At 43.7% G+C, this 24,172-nt stretch carries 20 protein-coding genes; 18 read left to right on the top strand and 2 right to left on the bottom strand.

Annotation, left to right across the window (positions count from 1 at the left end):
* Positions 1-2: 2 nt before the first annotated feature.
* The 13 genes from rnmV to purR all read left to right on the top strand — a co-directional run bounded on the left by rnmV (position 3) and on the right by purR (position 14,700).
* Positions 3-572, top strand: a complete 570-nt coding sequence (gene rnmV / locus BMX79_RS11275) for a ribonuclease M5 (RefSeq protein ID WP_091482746.1) — start codon at positions 3-5, stop codon at positions 570-572.
* A complete protein-coding gene (rsmA, locus tag BMX79_RS11270) occupies positions 565-1,467 on the top strand; it encodes a 16S rRNA (adenine(1518)-N(6)/adenine(1519)-N(6))-dimethyltransferase RsmA (protein WP_091482744.1) in 903 nt (300 codons plus the stop codon). The genes rnmV and rsmA overlap by 8 nt, the downstream gene beginning before the upstream one ends.
* A 329-nt stretch (positions 1,468-1,796) precedes the next feature.
* The gene (gene thiW / locus BMX79_RS11265) at positions 1,797-2,318 is read left to right on the top strand and encodes an energy coupling factor transporter S component ThiW (protein ID WP_091482772.1); all 522 of its coding nucleotides are present in this window, start codon (positions 1,797-1,799) and stop codon (positions 2,316-2,318) included.
* Positions 2,319-2,522: 204 nt separating this feature from the next.
* Positions 2,523-2,780 carry a Veg family protein gene (locus BMX79_RS11260; protein ID WP_091265911.1) on the top strand — a complete coding sequence of 86 codons (258 nt, stop codon included), beginning with the start codon at positions 2,523-2,525 and terminating at the stop codon, positions 2,778-2,780.
* A 159-nt stretch (positions 2,781-2,939) separates the two neighbouring features.
* Positions 2,940-3,788, top strand: a complete 849-nt coding sequence (gene ispE, locus BMX79_RS11255; protein WP_091482742.1) for a 4-(cytidine 5'-diphospho)-2-C-methyl-D-erythritol kinase — start codon at positions 2,940-2,942, stop codon at positions 3,786-3,788.
* A gap of 348 nt (positions 3,789-4,136) precedes the next feature.
* Entirely contained in the window at positions 4,137-4,676 is a 540-nt protein-coding gene (locus tag BMX79_RS11250) for a hypothetical protein (protein WP_091482740.1), read from the top strand.
* Positions 4,677-4,804: 128 nt separating this feature from the next.
* Positions 4,805-6,031, top strand: a complete 1,227-nt coding sequence (locus tag BMX79_RS11245; protein ID WP_091482737.1) for a metal ABC transporter solute-binding protein, Zn/Mn family — start codon at positions 4,805-4,807, stop codon at positions 6,029-6,031.
* Positions 6,032-6,159: 128 nt separating this feature from the next.
* Entirely contained in the window at positions 6,160-6,876 is a 717-nt protein-coding gene (locus BMX79_RS11240) for a metal ABC transporter ATP-binding protein (RefSeq protein WP_091482735.1), read from the top strand.
* Positions 6,813-7,670, top strand: coding sequence for a metal ABC transporter permease (locus tag BMX79_RS11235; RefSeq protein WP_091482733.1), 858 nt, complete (start codon positions 6,813-6,815; stop codon positions 7,668-7,670). The genes BMX79_RS11240 and BMX79_RS11235 overlap by 64 nt, the downstream gene beginning before the upstream one ends.
* A 191-nt stretch (positions 7,671-7,861) precedes the next feature.
* Positions 7,862-8,941, top strand: coding sequence for a GGDEF domain-containing protein (locus tag BMX79_RS11225; RefSeq protein ID WP_091482729.1), 1,080 nt, complete (start codon positions 7,862-7,864; stop codon positions 8,939-8,941).
* Positions 8,942-8,977: 36 nt separating this feature from the next.
* Positions 8,978-9,988 carry a GGDEF domain-containing protein gene (locus tag BMX79_RS11220; protein WP_091482727.1) on the top strand — a complete coding sequence of 337 codons (1,011 nt, stop codon included), beginning with the start codon at positions 8,978-8,980 and terminating at the stop codon, positions 9,986-9,988.
* 256 nt (positions 9,989-10,244) lie between these two features.
* Positions 10,245-13,676, top strand: a complete 3,432-nt coding sequence (locus BMX79_RS11215) for a pyruvate carboxylase (protein ID WP_091482725.1) — start codon at positions 10,245-10,247, stop codon at positions 13,674-13,676.
* A 202-nt stretch (positions 13,677-13,878) separates the two neighbouring features.
* Positions 13,879-14,700, top strand: coding sequence for a pur operon repressor (purR, locus tag BMX79_RS11210; RefSeq protein WP_091482723.1), 822 nt, complete (start codon positions 13,879-13,881; stop codon positions 14,698-14,700).
* A gap of 299 nt (positions 14,701-14,999) precedes the next feature.
* On the opposite strand, the gene BMX79_RS11205 is transcribed toward purR, so the two are convergent.
* Entirely contained in the window at positions 15,000-15,629 is a 630-nt protein-coding gene (locus tag BMX79_RS11205) for a general stress protein (RefSeq protein WP_091482721.1), read from the bottom strand.
* 235 nt (positions 15,630-15,864) lie between these two features.
* Between BMX79_RS11205 and glmU the strand changes: the two genes are divergently transcribed.
* The 3 genes from glmU (at position 15,865) to BMX79_RS11190 (ending at position 18,818) form a co-directional block, all read left to right on the top strand.
* Positions 15,865-17,238 carry a bifunctional UDP-N-acetylglucosamine diphosphorylase/glucosamine-1-phosphate N-acetyltransferase GlmU gene (gene glmU / locus BMX79_RS11200; RefSeq protein ID WP_091482719.1) on the top strand — a complete coding sequence of 458 codons (1,374 nt, stop codon included), beginning with the start codon at positions 15,865-15,867 and terminating at the stop codon, positions 17,236-17,238.
* 109 nt (positions 17,239-17,347) lie between these two features.
* Positions 17,348-18,322 carry a ribose-phosphate diphosphokinase gene (locus BMX79_RS11195; RefSeq protein WP_091482717.1) on the top strand — a complete coding sequence of 325 codons (975 nt, stop codon included), beginning with the start codon at positions 17,348-17,350 and terminating at the stop codon, positions 18,320-18,322.
* A 52-nt stretch (positions 18,323-18,374) separates the two neighbouring features.
* Positions 18,375-18,818, top strand: a complete 444-nt coding sequence (locus BMX79_RS11190; RefSeq protein ID WP_091482715.1) for a NusG domain II-containing protein — start codon at positions 18,375-18,377, stop codon at positions 18,816-18,818.
* A 167-nt stretch (positions 18,819-18,985) separates the two neighbouring features.
* Here BMX79_RS11190 and BMX79_RS11185 read toward each other — a convergent pair whose 3' ends face one another.
* Entirely contained in the window at positions 18,986-19,969 is a 984-nt protein-coding gene (locus BMX79_RS11185) for an L-lactate dehydrogenase (protein ID WP_091482713.1), read from the bottom strand.
* A 182-nt stretch (positions 19,970-20,151) separates the two neighbouring features.
* Here BMX79_RS11185 and BMX79_RS11180 point away from each other — a divergent pair, with 182 nt between their 5' ends.
* Positions 20,152-22,107, top strand: coding sequence for a S9 family peptidase (locus tag BMX79_RS11180; RefSeq protein WP_091482710.1), 1,956 nt, complete (start codon positions 20,152-20,154; stop codon positions 22,105-22,107).
* Positions 22,108-22,337: 230 nt separating this feature from the next.
* Positions 22,338-23,924 (top strand): aspartate 4-decarboxylase, encoded by a 1,587-nt coding sequence (aspD, locus tag BMX79_RS11175; protein WP_091482708.1) that lies wholly within the window; start codon positions 22,338-22,340, stop codon positions 23,922-23,924.
* The last annotated feature ends 248 nt before the right edge of the window (positions 23,925-24,172 follow it).

Below are 24,172 nucleotides of genomic sequence, written 5' to 3'. Positions count from 1 at the left end.
GAGTGGAAAAAATAAAAGAAATTATAGTTGTTGAGGGCAGAGATGATACAAAGCGCCTGAAAATGGCGGTTGAATGTGACACGATCGAAACCAATGGATCGGCGATCAACGACCTGACCCTAGCTCAGATTGAGCATGCGCATGAAACACGTGGCGTCATCGTCTTTACTGACCCGGACGGTCCTGGGGAACAGATCAGGAAAATTATTTCTCGACAGATACCTGGAGTCAAACACGCCTTTCTTACTAAAGATGAAGCAAGGAAGAAAGGGAAGACTGGTGAAAGCATAGGGATTGAACATGCATCTGTACCCGCCATAAGAGAGGCTTTGGACAAGGTAGTGGAAGAAAGAATCGACAGCGTCCCGACAGTAACCAAGTCTTTTCTGATCAGCCAGAACCTTATCGGCACATCAGATGCCCGTCTGCTGAGAGAAAAATTGGGGAATCGTCTGCGCATCGGCTATACTAATGGAAAGCAGCTGGAAAAACGACTGAATATGTTCGGGATTACGGAGAAAGAAGTAGCAGATGCACTTGAAGAGATCAGAGAGGAATCAGCCCATGAATGAATATAGAGAAATAGCAACTCCTGTGAGAACAGCAGAGATATTAAGCAAATATGACCTATCCGCCAAAAAAAGCCTGGGACAGAATTTCATTGTGGACACGAATATCCTTGGTAAAATTGTCAAGACTGGAGAGGTCACAAAGAAAACAACTGTGATCGAAGTCGGTCCGGGAATCGGAGCGCTGACCGAGCAACTGGCAAAAAAAGCTAAAAAGGTCATAGCTTTTGAAATCGATGACCGGCTGATTCCCGTCCTTGATGATACCTTGTCCGCTTATAAGAATATCGATATAATCCATTCAGATGTTCTGAAAGTGGATCTCAAGGCATTTGAAGCAGAGTATCTGAGCGAGGCAGAAGAAGTTGTTCTCGTAGCCAACCTTCCATATTATATTACAACACCGATCATTATGCGTTTTCTGGAAGCAGGCATGCATATTGACCGTATGGTTATGATGATGCAGAAAGAAGTAGCCAGCCGCATATCGGCATCTCCAAGTACGAAAGCCTATGGGTCGCTCTCAATAGCTGTCCAATACTACATGGATGCAGAGATTGCCTTTACGGTCCCTAAAACGGTCTTCATGCCCCAGCCGAATGTTGAGTCGGCAATCATCAAGCTGACTAAAAAATCGACAAGGCTTACTGAATTGAAAGACGAGACCTTGTTCTTTAGACTCGTCCGGTCTGCTTTTGTTCAGAGAAGAAAAACATTATGGAACAATCTGACAAGTGTTTTAGGAAAAGATGAGCATACGAAAGAAGTTCTTGCTAAGGCTCTCGAACAAGCTGAAATCGATCCAAAGCGAAGAGGCGAGACGCTCAACATAGATGAGTTTGCCCTACTGGCAAATGCCTTGTCTGACTTGAATCTTGTATTCGAGGATAAAAAATAGTACCCTTAACAGGGAATAACTTATTACACAATTAAATACATTGACCCTGGGAGAGTTCTTGGCGGACAGCATTCCGTGAGTAGTTCTGAAAGTGGCGAATAAGCCTTATCCCTAACAGATCGTACTGATCTGTCGTTACCTGAACTGGATGATACCAGCGGAGGGAATGGGTGAAGTATGAAAAAGTATGGGGCTCGGGACCGTTTCGGCCAAGACCATTGTCAATACTGACAGACCGCTTTTTCATTCTGCCTATCTACACTTCCGCCTTAATGCATCCAGTTAAGGGAAGTGTTTTTTTTGTGCAGATAAAGAAAGGAAGAATGAAAATGAACAAACGTACGCTGGCACTAGTTTTTACTGCACTATGCATTGCAATCGGCTATATTGGAGGAAGTCTGATTATCATTCCTCTGGGATTCGTCAGAGCCGCACCATTTCAGCATTTTATGAATATTATAGTCAGTTTTCTTCTGGGGCCCTGGTACAGTCTCGCACAGGCATTTGGCGTTTCTGTATTGAGAAACATAACAGGGACAGGTTCACTGCTTGCTTTTCCAGGCAGCATGATCGGAGCGTTTCTGTCAGGCTACCTGTACAGAAAAGGGAAGAAGTTTTATCTTTTAGGGGCTGGTGAACTGGTCGGTACAGGTGTTTTAGGTGCATTGGCGAGTTATCCTGTCGCGAGACTGTTTCTTGATGCAGAAGCTGCATTGTTCGGATTCGTTCCGGTTTTTTTCATCAGTGCACTGATCGGAACCATTGCCGGAGTGATTCTCGCGTATCAGATGAAAAAGTCCAGTGCTTTTTCCAGACTTCTGTCTTTACAGGATATAGAGAACGAGCAGTAAAGCCGAACATTTTCAATTGGCCTTCTCATGATTTTTTAGTAATTAATTCACGGGAAACAGTAAAAAAACTTTAAAATATAGGGTTTCCTACACTCATTTTCTTTTAATGATTCAAGGGAATCCTATCTTTATTTTCAAAGAATCCTTACAATTTTCGTCTTTTTGTGTTATAGTATAGTTAATACTTTGTGAGGTGAGTCGATTATGCCAACTACTTTAGCTAGCATCAAGAAAAACTTGGACAGTCACATTGGAAAAGAAATTACACTGATTGCCCAGGCGGGAAGAAAGAAGACGACAGAACGCAAAGGAATTTTAACTGATACGTACCCTGCGGTTTTTGTTGTAGAACTCGATCAGGACGAGAACGCGGTCGAGCGCGTCTCATACAGCTACACGGACGTACTGACACATTCAGTCGAACTGGAATTTGAAGATGAAAGAGAAGTTATCTTAAACTAGCAATAGATCGTAGTATAATGTCACATTATACTACTTTTTTTATGCCCTCAGACAGGCCATGAGTAATGAGCTTCCCTCAGTGTAAAGGTTATCTTTTTAAAATATTGCCTGACTGTTCTACAATAGAGAAAGAATCAGATTTGCATGAGGAGGGATGTAATGGAAGAGTATGAAAAAGCCCCTGCTAAAATCAATGTCTGTCTGAATGTCTTGAGTAAACGACCAGATGGCTTTCATGAGATGGAAATGGTCATGACACCTGTAGATCTTGCGGACAGATTGACATTCAAGCTGACTGAAGAGGCTATCACTCTGGATTCTTCCAGTTCATTTATGCCGCTTAATGAAAAAAATATAGTATACAAAACTGCCCTTCTTCTGAAGCGCACATATGGGGTCAGATATGGTGCAGATATGTTCATTGATAAACATATACCGATTGCAGCCGGTCTCGGGGGAGGCAGTACTGATGCTGCAGCCACTTTAAGGGCACTCAATCGATTATGGGAACTTGACTTGACTCTCGATGAACTGGCTGAACTGGGGGAGCAGATCGGGTCGGATGTTCCTTTCTGTGTGTATGGTCAGACTGCTTATGTCACTGGGAAAGGCGAAAAAGTTGAACCCGTTCCTTCTTTTCCCCATGCCTGGGTGATCATTGTCAAGCCGCCAAAAGGGATATCCAGCTGGACAGTCTTTAAAGACCTTGATGTTGAATCTCTGCCTGTTTTTGATGTAAAAGAAATGAAAGAAGCAGTAATCCAGTCAGATTATCAGCGTATCATCAAAGCAACTGGTAATGCACTGGAAGAGAAAGCTGTCACACAAAATCCTATGATAAAGGAAATCAAAGAAAAGATGAGCAGTTTTGGTGCAGATACTGCCTTGATGAGCGGAACAGGTCCGACTGTTTATGGGCTGACACAAAATTTGTCCAAAGCGCGCCGAATAGTCAATGGCCTTAAAGGGTTCTGCGAGGAAGTGTACTTAGTACGTACGATCAGTTAAAAATTCATGTTGCTGTCCCTCTAGTCTCATGACTCAAATGAGACTAGTTAAGCATTTAGACTATGGTATACAGCCCTATATTATTAAAAGAAAATTCAGACTGGACTCTTTACCCTGCCCAAAAAACTAAGTGACTGGAAAAAGAAAGAGCTGCACAGAAAAGCAGCTCTTTTCTTATGCCTGAAGTAATTCCAATACCCACCTTGAATCCTCCGTGATCATGGAAATTTGTCTGTTAAGTGCGAGGTGTAATAAAAGTTTTTATAAAAAGGTGGTTGACATCAAGTGTCCCACATGGTTAAATGTAAAACGTAACAGTTACGATTTACTTAAATAGGAGGAATAAATGTGTTGAATAAATGGGTGAAACTTTCTGGAATTGCACTAATGAGTCTATACTTAGCAGCTTGTGATACAGCAGATAATGAAGGTGTAGAAGAAAACACAACTGATGTGGCTGAAGAAGAGGAAACCGAAGACGAGCTTGCTGATGAAGCTGAAACTGAAGAAGACAGTGATGAAGACACAGAAACTGAAGAAACAGCAGATATGGATGCACAAGATGAAGAAGAGCACGATGATCATGATGAAGCCGATGCAGAAGTTGCAGAGCTGATAACAATCGAAGGAATGGCCGATCATTACCATACTGGAGAATTGGTTGAACTGACTGCTGTCATGTCAGAAGAGACAGATTACGATGACTGGCACTGGTACAGCCGGGAAGATGATGCTGATGAGTGGGAACTGATTTCCGGTCAGCATTCTCAAGACCTGATTATGGAAGCTCCTGATGCGACAGTAGACGTTCGAGCAGTTCTCTATGATGATGCTCATGCACCATACGCACAATCTGAACCTGTTGAGCTTGAAGTGGACAATCATTAATTGAAAAATGAAGGCAGCTGATCTATTCGGCTGCCTTCTCTTATGAAATTATAATTTGACAGAGTATGTATACTCATGATACTTTATTCACCGTAATGATTACGATTTACAACCACAAGGAGTTAACGATGATCAATAAAAAAATATACGTGCTGCTGCCTCTTATTCTCATGATTGTGGGTTTAAGTGCATGTGCAGCTGAAAATTCTGAAGATATATCAGATGAAACTTTGTCAATTGTCACTTCTTTTTATCCTGTATACGAATTTGCCCAGCAGGTGGCTGGTGAACATGCAGATATTTCTCTTATGGTAGATGGTGGGTCAGATCCCCACAGTTACGAGCCCAGTGCTCGGGATATTGCAGGAATCAACAATGCAGATCTGTTCATTTATACAAGTGAGGAAATGGAATTCTGGGTACCGAGTCTACTGAATACAATAGAAAATGAAGAACTGGAAGTAGTCCGTACAGCTGATGGCCTGGGAACGGAAAGTCATTACGACTCACCCGCATCAAACGGAAATGAAACAGATCTCTCAGCTGCTTCAGTCACTGAACTTCCGGAAGAAGTCCAGTTGTTAGGTCTGGCCGGCCATTACCACAGTGGAGATACCGTTACTTTGCTGGCTCAGTATGAACAGGCAGAAGACTGGGAATGGTATGTATCGGAAACAGAAGGTGAATGGGAACAGATCGACAATCTGACATCTGACCGATTCGAGTATCAGATTGAACAGGAAGATATTCTGGTGCAGGCCGTGGCAACTGATGGCAATGGAAACGAACTGGCACAATCAGAAGTCGCTCATGTACACATAGATGACCATGAAGAAGAAGATCCTCACATCTGGCTTGATCCTGTCCTTGCTCAAGACCAGGTCCTGCTTATCATGGAAGCACTGATTGAAGCAGATCCGGCGAATGCAGAGAACTATCAGGAAAATGCAGACCAGTTCATCAATGAGCTCTCAGCACTTCATGAAGATTATCTGGAAGCTTTCGAAGATGCAGAAAATAGAACCTTTGTCGTACAGCATCAGGCTTTTGGCTATATTGCGAGCAGATATGATCTGGATCAGATAGCAATCGGCGGGCTGTCCACAGAAGTGGAGCCGAGTCCTTCAAGAATAGCCGAAATCAATCAGTTGGTGAATGAACACGATGTGCCGGTCATTTACTATCAGCAGGGAGCAAATTCAGCGATTGCCCAGACAGTCGCAAATGAGACAGGTACAGAAACCGCTGTACTCCATGATCTGGAAACTTTGTCAGATGAACTGCAAGCTGAAGGTCTTGGATATGTAGAAGCGATGAGAGAAAATCTGGAAGCACTGAAACAGTCCATTAATTAAATTTTTCAGCGAGGTGTGCGCAGTCTCAAATGGCACACCTCGTCTTCTGCTTTCATAGATTCAGCTGAAAAATGCTGGATAAAATGCTATACTTAAGAGCGAATCTATCTAAGAAAGGTCGATAATTTATGCAATACATTACAGTCGATGACCTTGCTTTCCATTATGAAGATGAACCCGTCCTGGAAAATATCTCTTTTGAGGTGAACTCCGGTGATTTTGTCATGCTGACTGGTGAAAACGGGGCAGCAAAAACAACATTGTTACGTAATATCCTGGGGCTTCTCAAACCGTCAAAAGGAAGCGTAACTTTATCCAGAACGAATAGATGGGATGAAAAACTCGTTGTTGGCTATGTTCCTCAGCAGGTTTCTTCATTCAATGCAGGCTTTCCAAGTACTGTTCTCGAACTCGTTCAGTCAGGGAGATACCCTAGAGGACGCTGGTTCAAAAAACTGGATAAAGAAGATAAGGAACACGTCAGACGCTCTCTGGAATCTGTAGGTATGTGGGATATGCGTCACAAGAAAATAGGTGAACTGTCCGGGGGTCAGAAGCAGCGCATTTCGATCGCTCGTGTATTTGCAACGGACCCTGATCTCTTTGTGCTGGATGAACCGACCACAGGTATGGACAGCCATTCTCGTGAAGAATTTTACCGCCTGCTCAAGCATAACAGTCAGGATCACGGAAAAGGCATATTGATGGTGACGCATGATCATGAAGAGCTTCGTCAATACGCAAATAAACATATCGAACTGATACGGAAGGAGGATTCCCCTTGGAGATGTTTTTCTATGGATTCATGCAAAGAGCCTTCCAGGCATCATTCCTCATCTCACTGATCGCACCGGTTCTCGGGCTTTTTCTGATTTTGAGAAGACAGTCACTAATGGCGGATACCCTCTCGCATGTATCGCTTGCCGGGGTGGCACTCGGGATGCTTTTAGGCACCGACCCGACATGGACTAATATTATTGTAGTGATAGGAGTAGCCATCTTACTTGAGTACCTTCGAATGATCTACCGGACGTATTCTGAAATATCCGTGGCGATGCTGATGTCCGGAGGGATGGCAGTCGCTTTGGTCCTTCTCGGTCTAAATGAAGGCGGAGGATCACTGAATATCAATCAGTTCTTATTCGGCTCCATAGTTACGATAAGTCAGCAGCAGATCTGGCTACTACTTGCCTTGACCCTTGCGATCGGAATCTTATACATCGTCTTCAGAAAGCCAATGTATATTCTGACGTTCGATGAAGATACAGCATTTACAGCCGGTCTTCCGATCAAGCGCATGTCGATTCTGTTCAACGTGCTGACCGGTGTGACGATAGCTGTCATCATGCCGATTGTAGGGGCCTTGCTTGTGTCTGCGATCATTGTTCTTCCGGCTGCGATATCTATGCGTTTAAGCAAGAGTTTTAATGGTGTTATCCTTATCGGAATAGGTATCGCAGTTATCGGAATGCTGAGTGGTTTGACCGCCTCGTATCAATACGGTACACCACCGGGCGCCTCGATCACTCTGATCTTCATTTTCATCTTTGGGTTGACCACTGCTGTAAAGAAACTGTTTTCGGCCTCCCAATATGAACGACTGACCCGTCGCAGGAATATTACTGGTGATACTGATTAATTATCAGGATAAAAAGTGACCCTCAACCAAGGACAGGTGTTTCCTTCCTTGGTTGAGGGTCTTTGTGCGAATAATGTCATAAAATTATCCGAACTGCCCGAGATTCAGCCGGATATGGATGATAGAATGGTATTGATTGTTTACATATTAAAGTATTCTGTTTTCAGACAGCGGACGAATGGAGAAGAAAAATGGCAGCCGATTTATTTATAAATATCTGTATTGTTGTGACTTTGGTTTTTTTGTATATGAAATTAAGATGGCGAAGTGCTTATGAAGATGCCTATTCTTTAAAAGGAGTCCTGATCGATGGACTCAGCGGCGGACTTATGGGCTACATTCTGATGATTTTCTCTATCCAAGTCACTGATGAAACAATACTGGATCTAAGGTACGTTCCCATTATGCTGCTGATCCTCTTCGTTGGCAAAACACCGGCTAGTATCAGTAGCGTGCTCATCATAAGCAGCCGATTTCTGATCAGTGTGAACCGGTCTGCTGTCTACTCCATCTTCATGATACTGATTCTGTTTATTGGGTACTCTATAATCGAGAAGCTGCTGGCTCATCATGGGGATCTTATGACAAAAGCTCTGACATTGACGTTTTTTTCTAACGCGGTCGTCACATATTTTCTGGCTGTACTGGTTGCTGATCTTAGTGTGGTCGGTCCGCTAGCCGTGACTTACTGGCTCATTTCAACACTTGGCGGAGTATCAGCTATTTTTTTAGTTGATTACCTGAAAAAATCTGAATACCTTTTTTCTAAATACGAAACTGAATCAAGCAGAGATTTTCTTACTGGACTCTATAATGTCAGACGATTCGATGAACTATGGCTTATGACTAGTGAGAAGGTGAAAAGAACACAAGGGTCGCTAGCTCTTTTAATGCTGGACATCGACCACTTCAAGTCAATAAATGATACATACGGGCATGCTTCAGGTGACAGTGTACTTATCGAAATGAGCAGAATAATTGAAGCTGCTGTTGGAAATGAAGGGACCGTCTTCAGAAAAGGCGGGGAAGAGTTTACAGTTATCCTAAACGGGTATGACCGCTCAGGAGCGCTGTCTTTAGCCGAGCGTATCAGACAGTCAGTTGAAGACACTGCTTTCAGTTTATCTGAAGAAACAACGATCAGGATGACTATTTCGATTGGCGCAGCTGTTTATCCTGAAACAATTAACGAGACAAAAGGCATGATCGAAAAAGCAGATGCGGCATTGTATGAATCAAAAAATGCTGGAAGAAATCGAGTCAGTTTCTGATCGGTTCACTCAACCAGCCTTGAAAGGAAGGGAAATATGTATAGTCTTCTCGAAGACTTGATTATCAATCTTAGTTTAGTCATCTCTCTTCTATTCATATTTATGAAAATCAGATGGAGCAGGAATCAGCGGAAACAGTCATTTAAACTAACTGGTATGCTGGATGGGCTGCTGGGAGGCGTAATGGGTATCGTCCTGATGCATTTTTCAGTTGCTCTCTCTCAGGATACGATTGTCGATTTCAGATTTATCCCGGTCATCCTGATGTTCTTATTTTCCGGGAAAGAAGCAGCGGGTGTTACTACAGTTATTATAGGTCTGGCACGATTTTTCTTCGGGGTGAGTGCATCAGCCTGGAGTACATTGCTGGTCAGTATTATCCTCCTGATGGGGCTGATGCTAATCAATCGTCTCTGGACAGAAAAGGACAGCCTGAGACTCAAAGGGACCTGCATGATCATTCTGGCGACCGTTCTGTATGCATCAACGTACATCGTTAATGTGGAGGAAATAACATGGACCTCGCCGATCCTTATAGGCTTTTATATTCTGTCGGTTACTGGCGGGCTGTTTTCTATTTTTCTTATGAATTATCTTCGCTTGTCTGAGTACTTACTTAGAAAATATGAAATAGAATCATCGATCGATTTCCTGACCGGATTGAAGAATGTCAGGACGTATAATGAGATTATTGACCGCTATAGTCAAAAAGTAAAAGAGCAGGGATCGTCGCTTTCCATGGCCATGATCGATATCGATCATTTCAAGTCACTTAATGACGAATATGGGCATACAGCAGGTGATTTTGTTCTAGTTGAACTAGCTAAATTATTTGAAGACATGTTGGGAGAAGACGCCTATGTCTTCAGAAAAGGTGGCGAAGAGTTTGCGGCACTCTTTCCTTCAGCCTCATTAGGAAAAGTGATTACCCTTATGGAAGGTTGCCGTAAGCGTGTGGCTGTAACACCATTTGAAGTCAGTGTGTCTGCTACAGTATTTACATCTATATCTGTAGGTATCAGCCAGTACCCATCAACAGTCGATTAGATTGAAGATCTGGCTTCAGCAGCTGACGACAAACTTTATCGCGCAAAAGAAAAAGGCAGGAATGTGATAATATACTGAATACATATTCTGAAGTATAGCGAGCTGGAATGGAATGCCTTTCGATGGCATTCCTTTTTGATTTCTGACACAATGAAAAATAGTTTTTTCTTATGGAGCCAATCTCTGGTAAAATAGAGAGTAAGGTTAAAATAGAATGATAAATAGTCAAATCAGATAAGGTTGAGGTGAAGACTTAATGAAGAAAGTATTGGTCGCCAACAGGGGCGAAATTGCTATCCGAATATTTAGAGCCCTGCATGAATTAAGTATTTCAACGGTCGCTATATATGCTCAGGAAGACGAAGCGAGCGTTCACCGGTTTAAAGCAGATGAAGCATACCTGGTGGGAGAAGGAAAGAAGCCCATCGATGCGTACTTGGACATTGAAAGCATTATCGCCATTGCTAAAGATTCGGGTGCTGAAGCGATTCATCCAGGATACGGATTTTTATCTGAAAATCTGGGCTTTGCAGAACGCTGTGAAGAGGAAGGGATCATTTTCATCGGTCCCGAAGCGCGTCATCTGGATGTTTTTGGAGATAAACTGAAAGCTAAGGAAGTAGCTAAAGAAGCAGGCATTCCTACTATTCCAGGAACAGACGGTCCGGTCAACAGTGTTGATGAGGTCAAGGCATTCGGTCGCACATTCGGATACCCGATCATGATGAAAGCTGCTTTAGGTGGTGGGGGACGCGGTATGCGTGTAGCCCACGACGAGAATGAAGCTGAAGAAGGATTTGAACGGGCAAGAAGTGAGGCGAAAGCGGCATTTGGTCGTGATGACATTTATGTCGAACGCTATATTTCAAACCCCAAACATATCGAAGTTCAAATCCTAGGTGACAGTCATGGGAATATTGTCCATTTGTATGAACGAGACTGTTCTGTTCAGAGACGTCACCAGAAAGTAGTTGAAGTAGCTCCATGTGTAGACCTGTCTCCTTCAGTGAGAGAAGAGCTATGCCAGACAGCGGTCAAACTTATGAAGCATGTCGACTATGTCAACGCAGGGACAGTGGAGTTTCTGCTTGAAAACGATGAATTTTTCTTTATTGAAGTAAACCCCCGTGTGCAAGTTGAGCACACGATCACTGAAATGGTCACCGGAATCGATATCGTACAGAGTCAGATTCTGATCGCTCAAGGAAAAAATCTGTTTGAAGAAGTCGGACTGCCTCATCAGGAAGATATCCGACTGAACGGTGCAGCAATTCAGTGCCGGATCACAACTGAAGATCCAGTAAATAATTTCCTTCCTGATACTGGGAAAATCAATACGTACCGCTCACCGGGTGGATTTGGTATCCGACTGGATGCAGGGAATGGCTTCCAGGGGTCAGTCGTTACTCCATTTTTCGATTCACTTTTAGTTAAACTGTCTGTTCAGGCAATGGACTATGAAAAAGCTGTTCAGAAAATGACACGGTCTCTGATCGAATTCAGAATTCGAGGCGTAAAAACTAATATTCCCTTCCTGATCAACGTACTCAAGCACCCTGAGTTTTCTTCAGGGAAAGCGACGACACGATTTATTGATGAAACACCGGAACTTTTCGAGTATTCAAAGCTGAGAGACAGAGGGAATAAATCTCTACAGTATATCGGAAATGTAACGGTCAATGGCTTCCCGGGAATCGGGAAAGTAGAGAAAAAAGCTTATAAAAAGCCAAGAATGCCGGAGAAACTGATCCTTCCTTCTGAAGATATCGTCTATCCTAAACATATTCTTGATTCAGATGGTCCTGAAGCAGTGGCCCAGTGGCTTAAAGAACAGAACTCAGTCCTGATGACAGATACGACGTTCAGAGATGCCCACCAGAGTCTGCTGGCAACACGCATGCGTTCTAAAGACATGCTGGCAATAGCTGAACAGACGGAACAGGCGATACCTGAACTCTTCTCTCTGGAAATGTGGGGGGGCGCTACATTTGATGTGTCTTACCGCTTCCTGACTGAAGACCCATGGGAGCGTCTGAGAAAACTCCGTCAGAAAATGCCGAACACTTTATTCCAGATGCTCTTCAGAGGATCGAACGGCGTTGGGTATGAAAATCTGCCGGATAATGTGCTTCAGGAGTTCATCCGTCTGGCCGCAGCCAATGGAATAGATGTATTTAGAATTTTTGACAGCCTGAACTGGCTTCCTCAGATGGAAAAAAGCATTCAGTATGTCAGGGATGAGAACAAGATCGCAGAAACAGCCATCTGCTACACGGGTGACTTGAACGATCCGTCTCAGACCAAGTATACGATGGATTACTACAAGCGTATGGCTAAAGAACTGGAAGCAATGGGGGCACATATCCTTGCCATTAAAGATATGGCCGGACTGCTTAAACCGCATGCTGCCTACCGTCTGATCGGTGAGCTGAAAAATACTGTGAAGATTCCGATTCATCTGCATATGCATGACACGAGTGGGAATGGGGTTTATACCTATGGTGCGGCCATCCGTGCCGGTGTTGATGTTGTCGATGTCGCTCAGAGTGCATTAAGTGGAAAAACCAGTCAGCCGAGTATGAGCAGTCTGTACTATGCACTGGAAGGGACCTTCCATGCGCCTAATTTCAATATACAGAATGTAGAGCAGCTGAACCGGTACTGGGAAGATACGCGTAAATATTATGCTGATTTTGAAGAAGGCATGCCGGCAGCATCTACTGAAGTTTACACTCACCAGATGCCGGGTGGACAGTATACCAACCTGAAACAACAGGCTAAAGGCGTCGGACTTGAGGACCGCTGGGATGATATCAAAGCCGCTTATACTGTCGTTAACCACATGTTTGGAGACATCGTCAAAGTAACACCATCCTCCAAAGTGGTCGGGGACATGGCTCTGTTCATGATTCAGAATGATCTGACTGAGCAGGACATTTATGATAAAGGAGAGGATATTGATTTTCCTAAATCAGTTGTCAGCTTCTTTAAAGGTGAGCTAGGAAGACCTGAAGGGGGATTCCCGAAACGTCTTCAGGAAATCGTTCTTAAGGGAGACAAACCTCTTGAGAAAAGACCAGGAGAATACAAGCAGCCGCTTGATTTCGAGAAGGTCAAGGCTGAACTGGCTGAACATCTGGACAGAGAACCGAGCATGGAAGAGGTCATCAGTTATATCATGTATCCACAGGTCTTCCTGGATTATACCTTCTTCTACAACATGTATGGCGAAGTGAATAAGTTCGATACACCGACCTTCTTCTACGGCATGCGTATGGGTGAACAGATCGAAGTGACCCTTGAAAAAGGGAAAACACTGATCATCAAGTTGAATCAGATTGGTGATCCTGATCTGGAAGGTAACCGTACCCTTTACTTTGAACTGAACGGCCAGGGCCGTCAGATCGAGATTCAGGACAAGAGTGTAACGACTACCAAAGCGGTGAGGAAGAAAGCTGAACCATCCAATAAAGGACACATTGGTGCAACGATGCCCGGGTCTGTTCTTCAGGTTCTGGTCAAGCGTGGCGACAAAGTTGAAAAAGGTGCACCAATCGTCATTACTGAGGCAATGAAAATGGAAACGACGATCCGTTCGTCAATTGCCGGACGAGTTGAGCGCTTATTTGTTAAAGAAGGCGATCAGATCCAGTCGAACGATCTGCTTGTCGAAATCGAAACCAAATAACAGTTTTAGTGAAGAGACCCTCAGCAGACGGGTCTCTTTTCTTTTTTTTTCAAGAATAAATAACCGATGCTGACGAAAAAAATCATAATAGACGAACGTTTATTATTAAAAGCAATAAAAAACCTATGAATTTCCGAATAAAAGAGGTAGAATGGTCAGTAATAGAATATAATGTACGTTACATAATGAGGTGAAAGTAGAAATGAAAGTAAAACGAAGTGAAAGACTAATTGATATTACACATTATCTGATCGAACATCCTCACACTCTGATTCCGCTGACCCTGTTTTCAAAACGGTATGAGTCTGCCAAATCAAGTATTAGTGAAGACCTGACCATTGTAAAAGAAACATTTGCCAAGAGAGGGATCGGCTTCCTTGAGACATTGCCCGGAGCAGCTGGAGGCGTCAAATATATTCCAAAAATGAAGGCAGAAGATGTTGAGTTGTTCATCCGCGATTTGTGTGAAGAACTGAATTATTCCAAGCGCCTGCTTCCAGGTGGATACGTCTATCTGTCTGATATGCTGGGCGATCCCAAATGGCTTAGACGCATCGGACGAGTTATTGCTTCACAGTATATGGATAAACAAGTGGACAGCGTGATGACTGTAGCAACTAAGGGTGTGCCGATTGCTCAGTCTGTGGCCTTTTATCTGAATGTGCCATTCGTCATTGTAAGAAGAGACTCTAAGGTGACAGAAGGATCCACCGTGAGTATCAACTATGTATCCGGATCTTCTTCTGATAGAGTGGAAAAAATGGAGCTGTCCAGAAGAAGTCTGGACATGGGCTCAAAAGTACTGATCGTAGACGATTTCCTGAAAGGCGGGGGGACGGTCAACGGCATGATCAGCCTGATTGAAGAATTCAATTCTGAAGTAGTCGGGGCAACTGTTATTGCCGAAAACATATTCAATGGGGAGCGCTCAGTAAAAGACTACACCTCACTGATCAAAGTGGATAAGGTCAATACCCAGGACCGCACGATCGAAGTATCTCCTGGAAACTTCTCTATCGAATAAGCTGCGGCGATCATCATTACTGGATAAATTAGTGACTAATACCCGTTGAGGGACTATCTTGAGTTGAGTGGTCAATAAATGAGGTATTACCGCCCACTGAGGGACAGTATCAAGTTGAGTGGTCAATAAATGAGGTATTATCGCCCACTGAGGGACAGTATCATGTTGAGTGGTCAATAAATGAGGTATTATTACCCACTCAGCGTCTTTCTCAGTCTGAGCGGGTAATTGAATATATGACAAAAAGAAAAAGCCTGCCATCTCCGGCAGGCTTTTCTGCATAATCAAAAATCTTCAGTTTAAGAGTCGAGGTCTTCTTTGCGTGTCTGACGAAGACGATCTTCTGTAGAATCGTCCACATCTGCTTCTCCGTGTGTGTCTTCCAGCTCTGGAGGGGTTCCATCAGTCGTTTTAGGTTCCATTGGCGGCTGACCGCCGTCACCCATTCCCTGAACGCTTCCTTCATTAGGAAAGCCGGCTGTCGTGCCTAGGGTTTCTAGATCCGGATCTCCGGCATGTGTAGCAGAAGAGGAAGTCGGGTGGTCAACATTATCTGTATTATCCTTGTCGTCAGAATGATCGACTGCGACAACTAAATGACCTTTCTTCAGGTCATCCCGATACATGTGAAGCGTGTCATCTTCCTGCACATAATTTGAATCATCGTAATACTCATCGTCTCTTACTGAAAAGGCATCTTTCAGTGATTCCCAGAAACTCTTGTCGTTGTCATGATCTTCATCAGTTCCGTTGACATCAGGATTGGCTACATCCACATTATCCGGATTGCGAAGCTGATCTCCTTTATCTTTATTAGTGAAAATAGTTATATCGTCTCTATCTGTACCTTCGTCCAACAGGCGACGGACGACCTGCTCAGCTTCTCTTTCAGTGGGGTAACTGCCTATAACGGTAAAATCTTTATCCATTCAACTCTTCCTTCCTGAAGATGGCGGAAATAGAACCATCTGTTTTTAAGCTTTCATTATTTATAATCTAACTTAATTATAGGAAACTGTAATAAATACGACAAACAATACACCTTATGAAACTTGAAAACAGGTTAGTCATAAAGTATGATGTAAAGAGGTTTTGTATGCCCATTTGGACGTACTTAATGATCAATCAACGAGAATAATAAATAAAATTGATGAGGAGAAACTAATGACTAAACGATTTGCAGTAGTACTTGCAGCTGGACAGGGAACGCGAATGAAATCCAAACTTTACAAAGTGATGCACCCGGTAATGGGGAAACCTATGGTCGGCCATGTAGTCGATCAGGCACTTGGCGCTCGAATGGATAAAATCGTCACAGTTACTGGTGTCGGTGCTGAAACCGTTCAGGACTATTTAGGTGATAAGAGTGACTATGTCCTTCAGGAAGAACAGCTGGGAACAGCTCATGCAGTGGAACAGGCTGCCCCGATCCTGAAAAATGAAGAAGGAACGACACTGGTTATCTGTGGAGATACACCTCTTCTGACTAAAGAGACACTTGAAGGGCTGATGGCTCATCATGAAGAAGTAAATGCGAAGGCTACCGTCCTTACCGCTCACGCGGATGATCCGTTCGGCTATGGTCGCGTGATCAGATCTGAAGATGGATCAGTCACTAAGATCGTTGAACAGAAAGATGCATCAGAAGCGGAGCAAGCTGTCCAGGAGATCAATACAGGGACCTACTGTTTCGACAACAAAGCTTTATTTGCTGCACTTGAAAAAGTAGACAACAACAATTCCCAAGGCGAATATTATCTGCCGGATGTAATGGAAATCCTCAAAAACCAGAATGAACTGATTTCTGCATTCCAGCTTGAGAACAAGGAAGATGCTCTGGGAGTCAATGACCGTATAGCGTTAGCTCAAGCCAGCAAGCTGATGAAGAAAAGAATTAACGAAAAACACATGCGTAATGGCGTGACCTTTATAGATCCGGAACAGACTTATATCGAAAGTGACGTGGTGATTGGTCAGGACACGCTTGTAGAGCCTGGTGTTTATCTTAAAGGACAGACTTCCATCGGCGAAGACTGTATCATCGGAGCCCATTCGATTATTGAAGACAGTCAGATTGGAAACGGCGTTCATGTGAAGAGCTCAATGATTGAATCTTCAGTAATGGAGAATCAGAGTAATATTGGGCCGAACAGTCACTTGAGACCAGATTCCGTCGTCAAAGAACATGCACATATTGGGAACTTTGTTGAAATTAAAAAGGCGACACTTGGAAGAAACACGAAAGTCGGTCATCTGACCTATGTTGGTGACGCCACGCTTGGAGAAAATATCAATCTCGGATGTGGAACAGTATTCGTCAATTACGATGGGGAAAAGAAACACCATATCGAAGTAGGCGATAATTCCTTTATTGGCTGCAATACGAACCTGATCGCACCTGTTAAAATTGATGCAAATACCTATGTGGCAGCCGGTTCAACAATTACTGATGATGTTCCTGAAGATGCCTTGGCCATTGCTCGAGCCCGTCAAGTTAATAAGGAAGGCTATTTTAAGAAAATGCCTAACAAAAATTAGAAATCTCTTCGAAAGAGGGCTTTCATGCCCTCGTACAGTTGATTTATTCACTGCTTAGGCATACACTTATACTAGATAAACCAATGAGATAAAATTTATGGAGGCCGACATGTCCGAACATTATTCTGATCCAAAACTGAAGATTTTTGCATTGAGTTCCAACAAGCCATTAGCAGAAAAGATTGCGAAGGATGTAGGAGTAGAATTAGGGAAAGTATCCGTCAACAAGTTCAGTGATGGGGAAATTCGTATCAACATTGAAGAAAGTATCCGTGGGGACCATGTCTATGTTGTGCAGTCAACGTCTGCACCAACGAATGATCACTTAATGGAAGTGCTCATCATGATCGATGCATTGAAACGTGCAAGTGCCAAGACAATCAATATCGTCATGCCTTATTATGGTTATGCAAGACAGGACCGTAAAGCTCGTTCAAGAGAACCGATCACGGCTAAACTGGTCGCGAATATGATCACTCAGGCTGGGGCTGACCGTATGCTGACTCTCGATTTGCATGCTTCACAGATTCAAGGATTCTTCGATATCCCAGTTGATCATCTGCTTGGCGCATCGCTCCTGGCAAACTGGTTCATCGATAGAAATCTTGGTGGGGAAAATACAGTCGTGGTCTCACCTGATCATGGAGGAGTGACTCGTGCCAGAAAACTGGCTGAGTTCCTGAAGTCTCCTATTGCGATCATTGACAAGCGTCGCCCGAAGGCAAATGTAGCAGAAGTCATGAATATTGTCGGTAATGTTGAAGGGAAAACAGCAGTACTGATCGATGACCTGATCGATACTGCTGGAACGATTACCCTTGCGGCAGATGCTCTGATAGAAAAAGGAGCCAAAGAGGTCTATGCCTGTGGAACTCACCCAGTCTTCTCCGGACCGGCTATGGAACGTCTGGCTGAATCACCGATAAAGAATATGGTGGTGACAGATTCCATCATGCTTCCAGAAGATAAAAAAATAGATAAAGTCGTTCAAGTCAGTGTAGGTGAACTGATGGGTCATGCCATCAAGCGGATCCATGAAAACCGTTCAGTGTCCCCACTGTTTGAGAAGCAGTTCAAAGGATAAGAAAGTAATGATTAAAGGCCGATGCCTTTACTAAAGGAAAGGAGGCGATCAGGTGATAGACAAGGTTCGTTTCCATTTAAGAAACATGAAACCGCTGGATGTCGTCATTATCATTATTCTTCTGGTCGCTTCTTTCATTCCGCACATCGTATATGGCTATCAGCTGAGCAGCATCGATGAGGACGCCCGGATCATTGCTACAGTCAAAATATCCGGAGAAGAAGTGTACCGAGTGGAACTGAGCGAGGATACACCACAAGAGGAATTCAGACTTGAACCTCGCGACGGTCAGTACAATATCATCGAAGTGGACGGGACGCGCATTCGTAACAGGGAAGACAACAGTCCGGATCAGCTCGGTGTGAGACGAGGCTGGATCAGTCAGCCTGGCGAAACAGCAGTTGTCCTGCCTCATCAGCTTATAATCGAGATTCATGCAGAGAATCAGGATGGACAGGAAATTCACGAAGAAGAAGACATTATCATACCAATGTAAAAAAACAGTCGAAACCGGAATGTTTTTCTCTAAACTTTTGTAATAAGGGAGCAGAGAAAAAGGACCGGTGACGGCTGTTTTTTTATATCTAAACAGGGACCGGCAGCCGATATATACCAGCTGCCGGTCCCTGTTTTATACTGTAGTTCACGTGTAGATACAGATCATCAGTCGGAGATTGTAAAACCTAGATCCGGATTTTTATCCAGGACTTCTTTCAGATGATTTCTGATGGTATCTGCCGAATGAGTCATTTTTTCCTTTTCGGAATCGTTAAGAGGAATCTCGACGATCTTATCGATCCCTCTCTGATTGATGATGGCAGGTGAGCCAATGTAGATGTCATTCTGTCCATACTCTCCTTCAAGGTAAACTGACAGAGGAAGGACAGCATGTTCATTATTTAGAATGGCTCGGGTGATACGGGCCAGCGATACTCCGATGCCGTAAAATGTTGCACCTTTTCGCTTGATGATTTCATAAGCGGCGTCTCTAACGGAGAAGAAAATCTCAACGAGTGCCTGTTCATCTGTATCCGGGTTATTGTTCAGCCATTCATTGATCTGAAGGCCGGCAACGTTAGCATGTGACCAGACTGGGAATTCAGTATCCCCGTGTTCGCCGATGATGTAGCCGTGAACGTTCCTTACATCCACATCCAGGAGGTTGGCAACTGCCTGACGGAAGCGAGCGCTGTCAAGCGAGGTTCCAGTTCCGATGACCTGGTTAGAAGGGAGACCGGACAACTTGTATACAGCATAGGTCAGGATATCCACTGGATTCGTAGCAACCAGGAATATGCCATTGAATCCGCTGGCCATCACCTTTTCCACGACATCTTTAGTAATGCGAAGGTTCTTTTCAGTCAGATCCAGACGGGTCTCGCCAGGCTTTTGAGAAGCTCCGGCAGTATAGACGACCAGGTCAGCATCATGGCAGTCTTCGTAATCAGCCACATATATTTTCTTAGGTGCAGTGAAGGCCAGGGCACTGTTCAAGTCCATGACATCTCCTTCTGCCTTTTCTGTATTGACATCGATAATGCCAAGCTCCTGACCGATATTCTGATTGATCAGTGAGTAGGCATAACTTGAACCGACAGCTCCATCACCTATGAGAATGATTTTCTGCTGTTTTTTTCTGACGTTCATATGATCATTCCTTTCCCTTTTTTACACCCTTAGTATAACATAGCTAATCAGCAAAACTCATGAGAAGCTGACTGTACAATATGGAAATTTTGTACATTGACGCACATAGGTATAAATGAGAAAATAATGAAAGAGTTTTAACGAGTATTTAACATGATAATCAGAAGAGGAGTTTTAGTGGAATGAAGCATATAACAAGTGAAAGCCTGTTTGACCTGAAAAATGTATCACAGCCGATTGTTCTGGATGACCGTATTTTTTATCTGGAAACTCGAACGGACAAAGAAAAAAATGCCTACCTGACTTCCTGGTGGAGCATCGATCAGAAATCGAAGGAACGGATCATGTGGATCGATGAAGAATTGAATCCTTCTCAAATCAAGGTCTCTCCTAATGAAAAATGGATTGGTTTTATGGCCGGTAAAAAAGGGGAGAAGCCTCAGATTTACCTGATGCCAGTGAGAGGAGGGGCTGCTTTTGCGTTGACTGATGAGGAACAAGGCGTCAGTTCATTTGAATGGACAAGCAACAGCGGGTCACTCTATTATCAGACGACTGTAGATCCTGATCAGAATAAAGAGAGAACAGACAGTGACAGCAAGTCTGACGACAAAGTCAAGTCAGTGACGATAACTAAACTGCAATATAAGATGGATGGCCAGGGGATTACTGAAAAAGATCGACTGTATCAAGTTAAAAAAATCGGTGTAGCCAAAAAGGAATCTTCGCTCATTCTTGAGAAAGACCGGCCGTTCCGCCTTCAATATGTTTCTAAAGACGAATCCTTTCTGCTTTATGTGGATAAGCTGAATCCGGATGACGAATGGGTCTACGGAGCAAGCGTCTACGAATACGACATTGCCTCGGAGACAGCCCGCCTCGTCACTGAAGATATACCGGAAGGCAGCTTTTCATTTGAAGCGGTAAACGAGTCGGAAGACTATTTCCTCTTTACTGGAAATGATTTTTCTTATGCCTTTGTTACTTTAGATAAAATTTATGGCTGGAACAGAGCAGACCATACTTTCGAAGTCCTGTCAGTCGAGGATAAATATGTTGGTGATCTGATCATTGGAGACTTCCAGCAGAAAACCAAGGGATTTCCGATCAAGTGGCTGGATGATGACTCTTTTGTCTATCCAGTGACCGAACATGGCAAGCTGAAACTGTATAAGGGAGACAAAACCGCCGGCAGCAAATGTCTGGTGGACAAGCCGTTTCATATTACAGATGGGGATGTTGTGGATAATACTACCTTTGCAGTCACCTACTCTGACTTGACGACACCAAGTGTTCTTGGGCTGCTCAATGCCGAAACTGGTGAAATAACTGATTTGTATAATCCGAACGCAGCGTTTGAAGGCTCGCATCAGATCACGCCTGTGGAAAGATTCTGGTACAAAGGAGCAGACGACTGGGATATCCAGGGATGGTACGTTCCACCTGTGGACAAGAGCGACAACCATCCAGCGGTTCTCTATATCCACGGTGGGCCTCAAGTATGTTATGGAGAAACCTTCTTCCACGAGATGCAGAAGCTGTCAGCTGAAGGATACGGTGTCATTCTTCTGAATCCGCGTGGAGGAAACGGATACGGTCAGGACTTTGTTGCGTCCATTCTTGGAGACTATGGAAACAAGGACTACGAAGATCTGATGCTAGGTACAGATTACGTTCTGGAGCAGCACCCTGAAATTGATCAGTCAAACGTATATGTTGCTGGAGGAAGTTACGGTGGCTTCATGACCAACTGGATCGTCGGACACACTGACCGTTTCAAGGCTGCAGTCACGCAGCGATGCATATCAAACTGGGTCAGCTTTTACGGCACCAGTGATGTAGGTGCATTCTTCGTAGAATTCCAGCTGAAAAGAGACGTCTCTCAAATGGAAGACCTGTGGAAAATGTCTCCGTTAGCTTATACACAGAACATCAAGACACCTCTGTTGGTCATCCACGGACAGGAAGACTTGAGATGCCCGCAGGAACAAGGTGAGCAGATGTATACAGCTATGAAAAAACAGGGAGTCAAGACGAAACTCGTTCTCTTCCCTAAATCGAGTCATGGACTATCTAGGGCAGGACTGCCAAACCTGAGAATCGAGCGACTGAATGAAATCAGTAACTGGATGAAGTAAATAATAATGAAGGAGGGCTTTCTTTAAGGGAGCCCTCCTTTTGTCTGGGGAAATTTCGGGAAAATAAAACTCCCGGATCAAGTCAAGAATATAAGACTAATATTAAAATCCTATGAGACTCCATTAAATAGATTCCATATAACTACAGGGCTGCCGGTTTCTTTGTTATACTCATTAACGGTTAAGAGGTCAGATAAGTAAATGAAATAAAAAATTATAGGAGTGGAATTTTGAAGCAAGATTTAGAAAGTTTAAGTCCGTTTGAGTTGTCGCTGTATCTGGAAAATCGTATGGAGTCACAAAATGTGACGAAAGAATGGTTGAATGCCGGACGAGGGAATCCGAACTGGACAGCCCCTATTCCCAGAGAAGCGTATTTTCTTTTAGGCGAATTTGCAGTAAAAGAAACGGTCATAAGTGAAAAAGAAAGCCTGGGCACTATGATCAAAGAAAAAGGTGGACGAACGGAGCGATTCGAATCCTTCCTGAATGATAAAGAGTCCGATGGAGCTGATATGCTCAAAAACATCTGGGAAAATGGCACGCATCTGCTGGGTATGCCGAGAGAACAGTGGCTCACAAAAATGCTCGACTATACAATTGGGGATAACTATCCCTATCCTGAGCGCGTACTCACTGCATGCGAACAGCCAATCAAGCAGTACCTTCACCATGAATTGTTCTCAGGTGAGACGGAGCCCTTTGATATTTTTGCGGTCGAAGGAGGGACGGCTGGAATCGTTTATACATTTAAATCTTTAGTGAACAACCACCTGCTGGAACCTAAAGATAAGATAGCTCTGATGATTCCAACTTTTGCACCTTATATGGAAATTCCTGAACTACCGGAATATGAATTTGATGTAGAATATATCAGATCTGAAATCATGACGATCGATGGACAGACCAGTCATCAGTTCAGCGAACAGGAACTGGATAAATTAAGAAATACGGACATCAAAGCAGTCTTTGTGGTGAACCCAAGTAATCCGACGGCGAATGCCATATACGGGGATTCAATTGCACAGCTGAAAGACATTGTTGAAACGGATAATCCTGATCTGATGATTTTATCTGACGATGTGTACGGCACATTTCTTGAATCATTCACATCATTATTCACAGCTATTCCTTACAATACAGCTTGTATCTACTCGTATTCTAAATACTTCGGCGCGACGGGGTGGAGAATCGGAACGATTGCCCTGGCTAAAGACAATGTGTTTGACAGACGGTTAGACGAACTTCCTGAAGAGAAGAAAGAAGCACTTGATGAGCGGTATGGCACATTGACATCAGATCCGCGAGCGATTTCTTTCATTGACAGGATGGTAGCTGACAGTCGGTCAGTAGCGCTGAACCATGCAGCTGGTCTATCTGCGCCACAGCAGGTCATGATGACCCTGTTCAGTCTCTATGCACTGCTTGATACTGAAGACCAGTATAAACAGGAGGTCATTCAGATCTGTCAGAAGAGAGGGCAGCTGCTTTATAACTCATTAGGTCTGATGATGCCAGTCGAAGAGTACAATACTGCTTACTACTGTGAAATCGATTTTGAGTGGCTGCTGAACAAGCGCTATGGATCAGACTTCAAGGCGTTTATCCAGTCAAGCTGGACAATGACGGATATCGTCACGAAACTGGCTGAAGAAGAGCGCCTGATGCTGCTTAAATCAGAAGCGTTTGGTTCAAGCAAGTGGACGGTACGTGTATCCCTGGCCAATCTGGATACGGCTGCCTACAAGGAAGTAGGGGAAAGACTCATTGCAATGCTTGACCGGATGCATGAATCGTGGACAGCTCTGACAAAATAAAATAGCAGCATAAAAAAGCGGGACCCATATAAGAGAAGGCAGATTATGTAAAATCTGTCCGACCTTAAAAGGGCCCGTTTTTTTTTATATTTATTGATGTAGACGTAATTAGAAAGAAAGAATGATTTTGTATTTATCCACATCTTATCCACAGAGTTGAAAGTGAAGATTAAGAGAGGTATTCTTCTTATTTCGATTTTTAGAAGAAATAATGGAGGAGGGGCATCATTGAACAGTTTCGGTACGAC

This window comes from Alkalibacterium pelagium, from assembly GCF_900109325.1.
GTDB lineage: Bacteria > Bacillota > Bacilli > Lactobacillales > Carnobacteriaceae_A > Alkalibacterium > Alkalibacterium pelagium.
This window is presented reverse-complemented; position numbering and strand designations above follow the sequence as displayed.